We start from the raw sequence: 11,041 nt of genomic DNA, 5'->3' as shown, positions 1-11,041 counted from the left end.
GCGTCAGCCGGTCAAACCCGGCACGGATGTTCGGTAGTGCGCGCTCGGCGGATTCGGTTGGCACCAGCCGCGTCCTGCCGCTGGCGTTGCGAAGGAATAGCGGAGCGCCCAGCCAGTCTTCCAGGGCGCGTACGAGCTGGCCCACCGCGGCGGGCGTCACGTTCAGTTCTGCCGCAGCGGCCGAAAAGCTCTGATGGCGGGCACTGGCTTCAAAGGCGCGCAAGGCGTTCAAGTGGATGGGTAGCTTCATACACTAAAGAATTTCTATCAATTACTGACACTTTATCTCGTTTGTTTGGCCGTAAAAAGTGGCCAATAATGCGGCCTCATGAATAGTTTTTCTTGTGAGGTTAATGATGCAGTTTAAAGGCAAAAAGCTGTTGGTTGTCGGCGGCACGAGCGGAATGGGGCTTGAAACGGCAAAGCTGGTGCTGGCGCAAGGCGGCAGTGCCGTAATCGTGGGGAGCCGTCCGGAGAAAACGGAAGAAGCGCGCAAAGAGCTGGCGGCACTCGGTCCGGTCGCCGCGCTGTCGGCGAACYTGTCCAGCGAAGACGGTCTGTCTACGCTGCTGCGTGCTCTGGACGAGCATGCGGACATCGACCTGCTGGTCAATGCCGCCGGCGTGTTCTTCCCCAAGCCATTCCTGGAGCATCAGGAAGCGGACTACGAGCAATACATGAAGCTGAATAAGGCTTTCTTCTTCATCACGCAAAAAGTGGCGGCCAATCTGGTGGCGCGCAATCACGCCGGCGCCATCGTCAACATCGGGTCGATGTGGGCCAGACAGGCTATCGCGGCCACGCCGTCGTCAGCTTACTCGATGGCCAAAGCGGGCTTGCATTCGCTGACGCAGCACCTGGCGATGGAACTGGCGCCGAAGCATATCCGCGTGAACGCCGTGTCGCCTGCCGTGGTGCAGACGCCGATCTACGAAGGCTTTATTCCAAAGGCGGAAGTGCACAGCGCGCTCCAGGGCTTCAACAGCTTCCATCCGATAGGGCGCGTAGGTACGCCGCAGGATGTGGCGGAAGCGGTGGTGTTCCTGCTGTCGGAAAAAGCGAGCTGGGTAACCGGCGCAATCTGGGACGTAGACGGCGGCGTGATGGCCGGCCGCAATTGAAAAGGAGAGTAGAAATGGTCTATCTGCAAATCGCACTGAAAATCGCCGACGCCAATCGTGCCGCCGCTGCCGCGGTGTATGAGAAGTTCAAGGCGCCGTTCCTGAATACGATCGCCGGTGCGAAGTCGAAGGAATTGCTGATCCGCGCCGAAGATGTGCAAGTGCTGCATGGCTTCGACAGCATTCAAGCCGCCCACGCTTATCTGGAAAGTGCGCTGTTCACCGCAGACGTAGTGGGCCAACTCAAACCATTGCTGGACGCGGCGCCGGACGTGCGGATTTATCAGGTCGCCTGAGATGTTGACGATGCGCGCTCAGGCCGCGAGCTGATAGGCGGCGAAAGCTGCTAGCAGCAAGGCCGAGCCGCGGCGCAGGATGCGCAGGTGGGACATCGTCAGTTTCACACGAAGGCGTCCCACCAGCGCGACCAGCACGAGCCACCAGATCGTCGAGCCGAGGAAGACGCCGGCGATCATCCAGCCCGGCGATGCGGTCGACAAGCCGTGCGCCAGCGACGAGAACACGGCGATGAAGGACAGAATGGTCGATGGGTTGGACAGCGTGAGCAGGAAGGTACCGCCGAAAGCATGCCACGGCTTCACGCCGCCTTTGACTGCGGCCGCTTGTTGCGGATCGGCGCCGCGCCAGGTGCGCCAGGCGAGCCACAACAGGAAGATCGCGCCGCCAACGGCCAGTTGCGGCCGGGCGCCGGTCAACAATGTTATCAACGCGGTCACGCCGAACGCACCGATCGCACCGTACAACGCATCCGCCACCGCGGCGCCGAGGCCGGTCGCCAGGCCAATGCGCGAGCCGTGGTCCAGGGTGCGCTGAATGCAGAGCAGGCCGATGGGGCCGACCGGGACGGCGATTGAAAGGCCGATCAACACCGATTTGAGAAATATGCTGTCCATCGCGAAAAGTATATCGACAGCAGATCTGGCGAAGAATGCGTTAATTCAGGCAAAATGGCTTATTCACCTTAGAATTTAAGGAGGCAGGCCATGAATACAGTGGACGATAAATCCTGGCGCATCCTGACCGCGCTGCAGGACGACGCACGCGCTTCGCTGAAAACGCTGGCCGAAATCGCGGGCCTGTCCGTCCCTGCCACGGCGGAGCGTATCAAGAAAATGGAGGAGTCCGGCATCATCCGCGGCTATTACGCGGACATCGATCCCGAAGCCCTCGGTTACATCATCAAGGCCGTGGTGGCGATCACCACCCAGCATCCCTACAAGCACAAGTTCATCGACATCCTGCGCGCCATGCCGCAAGTGCTGGAATGCCTGCACGTGACGGGCGCGGATTCCTGCCTGTTCACCGTGGTGGCAAAGAATATGTCGGACCTGGAGCAGATTCTGGCGGGCCTTAACAAGTATGGCGAAACGCGGACATCGATCGTGATGTCCTCGCAGATTCCGCGCCGCGGCGTGCAGCGCTTTTAATGCATAGGCTGCCGCGCCTAAAGAAATTCTTTGCCACGAAAGCTTGTGCGACAATCACGCCAGCTTTGTTTTTACGTACTTGAAATTTTGACTATGGTTTCCTCTGTCTTGAAAAATCTGCATCGCGTGGCATGCGCGTCTCTGTTTGCAGCAGTCGTGGCTTTGCCGGCGCATTCGGAAAGCCTGGCTTCTTCCGCATCCAGCGCGGGTTCCGCTTCTTCCGGCAGCATTTCCGATTCGCTCGGCTCTTCCAGCAACAGCTCCAAAAAGGACAAGAAGGTCGCTGCTGGCCAATACCGTGTGATCGACATCGCAGCAGCGCCAGGCAAGGCCGACACCTTGCGCGTGACCCTGCATGCGGCCGACGCTGGCCGTGATGAGGAATTCTTCCTCGATGTGCCGAACAAGGCGCTGGCTGCGCAGCCACTGGTTGCGGGCAATCTGGTCGATGTGCGCGAGCGCACTTACGGCTATGAGTTCGCCTACGCAGAAAACCAGCGCTCCTTCTTCCTGGCGCTGAAGGACGACTGGTATCGCGAGCTGCGTTCCAACGCGATCTGATGTTTCTGCGTTGCGCCGTCGCCGCATTTGCCGCCTGCTGGGGCACGGCGGCGATGGCTGGTGGCCTGGTCTTCTGCGACCGCGCTGTCGAGATCACGGCGGGCGATCAGGACCGCATGCTGCGCTTTTCCGCTGTCGTGAAGCAGGAACTGGAGCGCACCGGCGCGCAAGCCGCGCTGGTGTCGAGGGCGGGCACGGACCTGAGCCGCTTCGGCATCCGCTATTCCCATGCGGGCATCGCGTTGCGGGATAGTCCCAATGCGCCGTGGTCGGTGCGCCAGCTTTACTACGCCTGTGACGAGTCGCGCCCGCGCCTGTTCGATCAGGGCATGCCGGGCTTTGTGCTCGGCGCCGATGCAGCGAAGCTGGGTTATGTCTCGCTGGTGACGCTGCCAGCGCCGCAGGACGCCGCGTTGGAATCGGCAGCCCTGGATAAGCCCCTTGCTCTCACGCTGCTCGCCAGCGACTACAGCGCCAACGCCTACGCCTGGAGCACGCGCTACCAGAATTGCAATCAATGGGTGATGGAAATGCTCGCAGGCGCCTGGGGCCGCCGCCGTGGCCGCGATGATGCGCAGCAGTGGCTGCGCGAGCAGGACTACGAACCGGAAGCCGTGCAGATTCCCGGCCATGCCTTGATGTTTGCAGGCCAGTTCATTCCGCTCGTGCACTTGAGCGACCATCCGCGTGACGATATCTATGCGCTGAAGCTTCGCGTCAGCATGCCTACGTCCATTGAGGCTTTTGCGCGCCACGAAGCGCCGCAGGCCCAGCGCGTGGAGATGTGCTACAACTCGCAGCACATGGTGGTGCACCACGGCTGGCAGCCGCTGGGCGCCGATTGCGAACCAATGCCCGGCGACGAGGTCATCGCCTTCTAGCGCAACGACATTTCGTTGGCCGCCGAATTGTTGCCCGCTGCGGCGGGCTAGCATGCGCGCTTTCCGATTGATTCTGGAGCGTACATGAGCAAACTGATTTCCGCTGTCGTGCTGGCCGCTGCCAGCGCCGTTTCACGGGCCGAAGTGCTGTCGACGGACAGCCACCTGGCCGGCCTGCAAATCCGCCTGCGCCACACCCCGCCGCCGGCCAGCGCAAGCGGGCACGCTTTGCCGGTACTGTTCATCCATGGCGCATCCTTTCCCTCAGCGCTGGCTTTCGACTTCCGCATGGATGGCCAGTCGTGGATGGACAAGCTGGCCGCGCGCGGTTTCGATGTCTACGCGCTGGACTTTCCCGGCTACGGTCTGTCCGACCGCTATCCCGGCGCTGCGCAAGCGCAGGGACGCGCGCGCGATGTGGTGATCGATGTGGATCGCGCGGTCGATCTCGTGCTGGCAAAAACCGGCAAGCCGCAGCTCGCGCTGATCGCTCACTCGTGGGGCGGCTCGGTTGGCGCGCTGTATGCGGAGAAGCAGCCGGCAAAGATAGGCAAGCTGGTGCTGTTTGCGGCCGTCACGGAACGCAAGGAATCCACGCCGCGTGAAGCCGCCGAACCGTTTGAAGAACTGACGCCGGAGCAGCGCATCGCCAGCATGGATGGTCTGCGGCCAGCCAATGAAGCACCGTTGCTGCATCCTGATGTTTTCAAGCGCTGGGGTGCGGAATGGCTGGCGTCGGACCGCGCGGGCGTGCACGGTGGCGTGGGCAAAGTGCGCTTCCCGTCCGGCCCGTCGGCGGATGTGGATGATTTGCGCCACGGGCAGGGGTACTACGATCCAAGCCGCATCACGGCGCCGGTGCTATTGGTGCGCGGCGAATGGGACAAATGGCCGAACGATGCCGATTTCAAAGGCTTGATGGCGAAACTGACGCGTGCGCAAAGCAAGGAATACGTCATCATCCCGCGCGGCACGCATGTGATGCATCTGGAGGCGGCGCACGAGAAACTGCAAGCAGCCGTTGAGCGATTCCTGGCTAATTGACGCCGTAGCGTGCGCGGATGGTGCCCAGCGTGCCGTTCCGCTCAAGCTGGGTGATCGCCTGATTGATGCGCGCCAGCTGCTCTCTCGTGGTGCTGACCGCATTCAGCATCATGTGCACGGGTGCGTGATAGGGCGCGAAGGGCAGCGCTTCGATCTGGACGCCAAGCAGGCGGGCCGTGTGGCGCAGCGCCACGGTGTCGCCCATGATCAGGTCCCCGCGCCCGGCCTGCAGCATTTTGATGCCCTGCTCGAATGTGGTGAAGGTGCTGCGTTTGCCGTTTGCATCAAGAGCCGGTAAGGCGCTCTCATAATCGTCGCCGTAAAAACCGATACGTGGCGTGAGCAGCGATGCGCCGAGGCGCGTCAAGGCCGGGAAGCTGGCCGCTTCGCGAAATCGCGCCAGTTTTTGTGGCAGGACGAACAGACCGACTGTCTCGCTGCGGTAGGGGAGCGTGAATCGGGCGAAGCCGCGGCGCTCGGGAGTGTCGGATGCAGCCAACAGCAGGTCGATCCGGCCTTGCTGGAACAGGACCTGGCGGCGCGCCGGCGGGACTTCCTCCTCCTCTTTCAGTTTGCAGCCAGCCTGGCGCAGAATGGCGGAAATCAGTTCGTAGTCGAGGCCAGCGAGATGCCCGCTGCTGCGATAGATGTAGGGCGGCCATTCTTCCGGCGACAGGCGCAGGGTGCAGGCCTGCACGGGCATGACAAATACGCACAGCAAGGCTGCGATCAGGGACTTCATTGGACTTCGCTTCGGGAGATGCTCACACTGATAAGTGTTTCAGAAGCGATTGCCGATGTAAAGAATTTGGTGCCGGTATATTTCCCGACCGCCGGCGCCGGTAGTGGTGCGTGGCACCAGGAAGCCCGCATTCTGCCGAGAGAATATGACAGGCGTTTGACTGCTGTGCTGTAATACGTTTTATGGATGATTCTCTCAATTTGTTGCAGCAAGCGGTCACTTTGCACCAGCAGGGCGAACTGGCGCGCGCCCAGGTTTTGTACGAGCAGGTGCTGGCCGCCGATCCCCGGAATTTCGACGCATTGCATCTGAGCGGCGTGCTGGCACGCCAGCAGGGCGATGCACAGCGGGCGCTGGATCTGATCGGCCAGGCGATCGCGATCGATGCGGGCAAGGCCATCGCGCATTGCAATCTTGGCGTGGCCTTGCAGGATTTGCAGCGCTATGCAGATGCGCTGGACAGCTTCGATCGCGCGCTGGACTTGCAGCCGCGCTATGCGATGGCGCTGTCCAACCGCGGCAATGCGCTGCGCAATCTGGGGCGCGTGGAGGAGGCACTGGATAGCTATACCGGCGCACTGGCGGTGCAGCCGGATTATGCCGAGGCCTTGTGCAATTGCGGCGCGGCGTTGCAGGAGCTGGGCCGCCACGACGAGGCGCTGGATAGCTTTGGCGCGGCGCTCTCCGTCAAGCGCGCTTATCCTGAGGCCCTGCATGGCGCGGCGAATTCGCTGCTGGCGCTGGGCGAGGCGGAACAGGCACTGGAGGGTTTCGAGCGGGCGCTCAAGCTGCGTCCCGATTATCCGGAAGCGTGGTGCGCCCGCGGTAGCCTGCTGTTGCGGGCACAGGAGCTGGACGAGTCGCTGGCCAGCTTCCAGCATGCGCTGGATCTGCGCCCCGCCTATGCACGCGCCCAGCTTGGACTGGCCAACGCATTGCGTGCCTTGCAGCGCGAAGCGGAAGCCGTGGCGGCATACGAAAAGGCGTTGGCGCTGGGCGCCGATCCGGAGGTGGTTGGCTATATGCTGGCAGCCTTGGGTGCACAGCAGGCGCCTTCTGCATCGCCAGCGGCGTATGTACAGGGCCTGTTCGATCAGTACGCGGGCCGTTTCGACCAGCATCTGGTGGAAGTGCTGCAATACCGTACGCCGGCACTGCTGGCGGATGCGCTGCGGCGCAGCGCTTTGCAGCAGGCGGGGGGACGGCCGGTGCGCGATGTGGTGGATCTGGGCTGCGGCACTGGACTGTGCGGCGCGCTGCTGCGTCCATTGGCGCGCACGCTGGTTGGCGTCGACCTGTCGCCGCGCATGCTGGAGCGCGCGCGTGAGCTGGGGATTTATGATGCGCTGTATCGCGCGGAGATGACGGAGTTCCTGCGCGCGCGGCCAGGCAGCGCGGACCTGATTGTGGCGGCCGATGTATTCGTCTATGCAGGCGATTTGTCGCCGGTGCTGTCGGCGGCGCGCGCGTCGCTGCGGGCCGGCGGACAGCTGGCGTTTTCGGTGGAAGAGTGGAACGCCGGGCAGTTTGCCTTGCGCGCATCGGGACGCTACGCGCATTCAGCCGGATACCTGCGCGCGGCCGCTGCGGAGCATGGATTCATCATCAGCGCGCTGGAGCCCTGTGTGCTGCGCAAGGAGGATGGCGCCGACATCGCCGGCCTGCTGGCCGTGATGACGGCGGATCGATGATCCGCCCTACATCATGTCGCGGACCGGTATCCGGAGTCGTTGGCCGGGCGTAGGGCGGATCATCGATCCGCCATGCGGTTGAGCAGCGGTGCTGCTTCCGTGAAGCCGTACAGCGTGCCTTGCGCGCGCAGGGCCATCAGGCGGGCGCGGATGACGTCGTCGGGACTGGTCTGCCACGCCGCCGCATCGCGGATCAATTGGACATGGTGCTCGACCCAGGCGCAGGATTCTGCCGCGCCGCAGGCGGCCAGCTGCTCCGCATAGAACTCGGCCGACACCAGATCCCCATCCTGCAGCGCCACTTCAGCCGCATTCAGATAGAAGCGGTAGGCATTGTGCGCCAGGCAGTCGCGGGTGAAGTAGGACGCACCCTTGAGCAGCGCGCGCTTGCGTGTGGACGCATCCTGCGAGAACAGGGCCAGAGTGCCCATCACCCACGGTCCGATGAAGTTCTGCAGCTTGTGCTTCTCGACGTCTTCGGCGACAGAGCGAATCTGGCGCTCGGCCATTTCACGCTCGCCGCGCTGCCAGGCGATGCGCGCCTGGCTCTCGCGCAGGAAGGTCTCGAAGCGTGCGCTGCCCAGCGATCGTGCCAGTTCCAGTCCTGTTTCCACCTGCTCCGATGCCGCGTCGGACTGGCCACTGGCGACCAGCGCCCATCCTGCGGTCATGCGGGCGAAAGTCTCGGCACGGCGATTGCCCACCTTGCGCGCGATATCCGCCGATGCCAGCGCATCAGCCACCGCATGCTCGGATTCTCCCAGGTAGATGCGCGTGGAGCCCAGCGCCGAGCGGTTGGCCGCTTCGATGTGCAGATAGYTGTGCTCCTCGCACATGGACAGGCATTCGCTGAACAGCTCATTGGCTTTGCGCATGCGGCCCTGCGCGTAATACGAATCGCCTACGCCGCTCAGCGCGCGTGCCCGCGTTTCGGCCATATCGCTGGCCTGCGCGTAGCGCGCTGCGTCCTCGTGGTAGCGGCGGCACTCGCTGTAGTCGCCGCGCGGAAAGTAGATATTCCCTTTCAGGTAGAGCAGCTTGCCGAGTGCCGCTTCCGCACCGACGGACATGGCCAGCGGCACCGTCTCGTCCAGCAGGCGCTCTTCCTCTTCCAGTTCTTCCAGGATGTTCAGCGTTGTCGCCAGGCCGACCACCGCATCGATTTTTTCTTCTGGTCGTCCTGCCAACATTACCGCATGTTGGTAATACTGGCGTGCATTCGGCATCTGTCCCATACCGGCGCTGGCGTGTGCGCGCAGCAGCGCAAGCGGGAAACTGGAGAAGGTGGTGGAATCGGCCTTGTTGCATTCGCGGGTCAGATCCATCGCCGCTTCGTATTCGTGCGATGCCAGTTTGCCGCGGATCGCGGTCAGCATCATGTCCAGCGCGCCCGGATCGCTGGCGCGGTACAGGTGCTGCGCACATTGCACCGCATCCTGCTCGCGGTACAGCTCCGCTGCGATGGCGTGCATGCGCTGCTGCTGTTCGCCTTCGATGGAATCGTAAATACAGTGCATGACCAGATCATGCACGAAGGCATAGCGGCCCGCACCGGCAGGGCGCAGCAGGCTGTTACGGCCGGATGCAGGTGGCGTGTATTCGGTGTCGCCCAGCGCAACCCGCAGCTGCGCCAGATCGAAGCGGTTGCCCAGCACGGACGCCATGCGCAGCGCGCGGCTGTGCTCAGCAGGCAACGTGTCCAGGCGGGCCTGGATCAGATGTTTCAGGCTGTCCGGCAGCAGGTCGCCGGGGTTCGCCAGCAGCTGCGTGAGAAATAGCGGATTGCCCTGTGCACGCTCGACGCACTGGCGGCGGAATTCGGCATCGACTTCGTTGTACTGGTCGGCCAGGGCCAGCGCTTCGCGCGGGCTCATGGGACCGAGGTCAAACACCGTCAGCGCCATATCGTAAAGCTGCGGGCGCAATGCGGATTCCAGCGGATCGTCGTCGACGCGCGAGGTCAGCACCCACAACACGGGCGCCTCGCGCGTTGCCGACAGCAGGGACGCCAGCGCATCGAAGAAGTGCGGCTCACCCCAGTGCACATCTTCCACCGTGATCTGCAGCGGCTCATTGACGGCCAGGCGCAGCACCAGCACTTCCAGTGCGCGCGCCAGTCCGCGCTCGCGCACCTCGTGGCTCATGGCGTCGTACAGCGCGGTCTGCGGCTGCGTCAACGGCACGCCGCACAGGGCGCGGTAGAACATGGCGGTTTCATTTGGAAGGCGCAGGCCGGCAATGGTGTCGGCGATGGTTTGCGCCACATCCACCGTGGACGCGTCGATGCGGAACAGGCTGCGCGCCAATTGTTCCAGCGGCGCGCGCCAGTTGTCGGCGCCAGCATCGGCCACTTCGCAGCTGTGGCAAAGCATGCCGTCCTGGCGGGCGATTTCAGCGAATTCCTGCGCCAGCCGGCTCTTGCCAACGCCGGCCATCGCACGCAGATAAACCAGGCTGCCGCTCTGCGCTTCCAGCATCGCTTCCACCACGGCCTTGAACTGGCGCGTTTCGGAATAACGGCCGATCAGGGCCGGCAGCGAAGCAGCGTCGCCGGTGGCAGGGCGGCTGAAAGCCACGTAGCCGGGGAAGCGGCGCGGCCCCGCGTCGAACACAAAGCGGCCTTCCAGCTGCGGCAGCAGGCTGGCGGAAACGAACAGCGGCACACGGATCGGACGCACCGCATCGGGCAGGCGCAGATCGGGCAGAGCGCCGTCGCTGCGCCCGGGACGTCCATGTTCCCAGCGCGCCAGGCGCACGGCCATGGCACGGCCACCGTGAGCCAGCAAAGTGCGATTGAGTTCGAGCGCGCAGCGCACCGCGCGTTCAGCATCCGAGCGGTAGGCGCGCGGCAGGCCGAACACCGCCCACAGCTGCGTGCCGGTGACGGATTCCACACGGCCGCCGAATTGCAGTACGTGCGTGCCGATTTCCTGCTGCAGTCTGGTATCCGGCGCTTCGGAGAGTTCGATATGCAGCATGACGACGTAGCGCACCGCTTCATCGGCGAGCGGCGGCGTGGGCTGCAGGGTAGCGTAGGCGGCGGCAAAGTCCGCAATGGCTTGCGGCACGTCGGCCGGCAGTGCATCGGCGCCGGCACCGGCGGCCACCAGCGATTCCAGCGTCACTTCATAGACTTGCGCCAGATGGCGCGCGGTGCGGTACAGCACCACCTTGCCGGTTTCGGCGCGCTTGATGGAAGCGATGGAAACGCACAGCTGCTGGTGAAAACACAATTCCGCCAGGGCTTCCTGGCTAAGGCCGCGCGCCTTGCGCAGCTTTTTTAGCAAACTGGCATCGAGCAGGACGCGGCCGTCTGAAGGTGCGAAATCGTTGGCGTTGGGTGAAAATTGGTCCGGGCTCATAGCCCGCCCAATATAGCACGTCAATTCGCGCGGACCTCCAGCACTGGCTGCAAAGAACGCCGATGCGCCTTCCCACTGTTGGGTTTTGGCTCCTGCGGTGCGAAAGTGGCAACCAGGCTGTGGGCATTCGTGCCAAGGAAGGCGCCTTTGACGGGGCCGATTACGCGCACACCCGATTCGAAGCGCAGTTG

11 protein-coding genes are annotated in these 11,041 nt (G+C 63.4%); 7 read left to right on the top strand and 4 right to left on the bottom strand.

The window, feature by feature from the left end; all coding sequences use genetic code 11:
- Positions 1-250: LysR family transcriptional regulator (locus AB4Z11_RS10120; protein ID WP_442025002.1), on the bottom strand; the 250-nt coding region annotated here is incomplete at its 3' end.
- Between the two features lie 103 nt (positions 251-353).
- Between AB4Z11_RS10120 and AB4Z11_RS10115 the strand changes: the two genes are divergently transcribed.
- Both AB4Z11_RS10115 and AB4Z11_RS10110 read left to right on the top strand, forming a co-directional pair.
- Entirely contained in the window at positions 354-1,121 is a 768-nt protein-coding gene (locus AB4Z11_RS10115) for an SDR family NAD(P)-dependent oxidoreductase (RefSeq protein WP_442025000.1), read from the top strand.
- 14 nt (positions 1,122-1,135) lie between these two features.
- Positions 1,136-1,417, top strand: coding sequence for a hypothetical protein (locus AB4Z11_RS10110; protein ID WP_442024998.1), 282 nt, complete (start codon positions 1,136-1,138; stop codon positions 1,415-1,417).
- Positions 1,418-1,435: 18 nt separating this feature from the next.
- Here the strand turns inward: AB4Z11_RS10110 and AB4Z11_RS10105 are convergent, their stop codons facing one another.
- Positions 1,436-2,011, bottom strand: coding sequence for a LysE family translocator (locus tag AB4Z11_RS10105; RefSeq protein WP_442025004.1), 576 nt, complete (start codon positions 2,009-2,011; stop codon positions 1,436-1,438).
- A gap of 114 nt (positions 2,012-2,125) precedes the next feature.
- Between AB4Z11_RS10105 and AB4Z11_RS10100 the strand changes: the two genes are divergently transcribed.
- The 4 genes from AB4Z11_RS10100 to AB4Z11_RS10085 all read left to right on the top strand — a co-directional run bounded on the left by AB4Z11_RS10100 (position 2,126) and on the right by AB4Z11_RS10085 (position 5,055).
- Positions 2,126-2,569, top strand: coding sequence for an Lrp/AsnC family transcriptional regulator (locus tag AB4Z11_RS10100; RefSeq protein WP_442024995.1), 444 nt, complete (start codon positions 2,126-2,128; stop codon positions 2,567-2,569).
- 93 nt (positions 2,570-2,662) lie between these two features.
- Complete coding sequence (locus AB4Z11_RS10095; protein WP_442024993.1) at positions 2,663-3,130, top strand: hypothetical protein; 468 nt, start codon at positions 2,663-2,665, stop codon at positions 3,128-3,130.
- Positions 3,130-4,011 (top strand): DUF2145 domain-containing protein, encoded by an 882-nt coding sequence (locus AB4Z11_RS10090; protein WP_442024991.1) that lies wholly within the window; start codon positions 3,130-3,132, stop codon positions 4,009-4,011. Before AB4Z11_RS10095 ends, AB4Z11_RS10090 begins: the two co-directional genes overlap by 1 nt.
- A gap of 84 nt (positions 4,012-4,095) precedes the next feature.
- On the top strand, positions 4,096-5,055 hold the full coding sequence (locus AB4Z11_RS10085; RefSeq protein WP_442024989.1) for an alpha/beta hydrolase: 960 nt from the start codon (positions 4,096-4,098) through the stop codon (positions 5,053-5,055).
- Here the strand turns inward: AB4Z11_RS10085 and AB4Z11_RS10080 are convergent.
- Positions 5,048-5,797: a substrate-binding periplasmic protein gene (locus AB4Z11_RS10080; protein ID WP_442024987.1), complete on the bottom strand. Its 750-nt coding sequence runs from the start codon at positions 5,795-5,797 to the stop codon at positions 5,048-5,050. The two genes, AB4Z11_RS10085 and AB4Z11_RS10080, sit on opposite strands and share 8 nt — an antisense overlap.
- Before the next feature lie 182 nt (positions 5,798-5,979).
- Here AB4Z11_RS10080 and AB4Z11_RS10075 point away from each other — a divergent pair, with 182 nt between their 5' ends.
- Complete coding sequence (locus AB4Z11_RS10075) at positions 5,980-7,488, top strand: tetratricopeptide repeat protein (protein WP_442024985.1); 1,509 nt, start codon at positions 5,980-5,982, stop codon at positions 7,486-7,488.
- Positions 7,489-7,547: 59 nt separating this feature from the next.
- Here AB4Z11_RS10075 and AB4Z11_RS10070 read toward each other — a convergent pair whose 3' ends face one another.
- Positions 7,548-10,850, bottom strand: a complete 3,303-nt coding sequence (locus AB4Z11_RS10070; protein WP_442024983.1) for an ATP-binding protein — start codon at positions 10,848-10,850, stop codon at positions 7,548-7,550.
- Positions 10,851-11,041 lie beyond the last annotated feature (191 nt).

Origin of the sequence: Pseudoduganella sp. RAF53_2, assembly GCF_052113985.1 — a bacterium.
Classification (GTDB): domain Bacteria; phylum Pseudomonadota; class Gammaproteobacteria; order Burkholderiales; family Burkholderiaceae_D; genus Rugamonas.
This window is presented reverse-complemented; position numbering and strand designations above follow the sequence as displayed.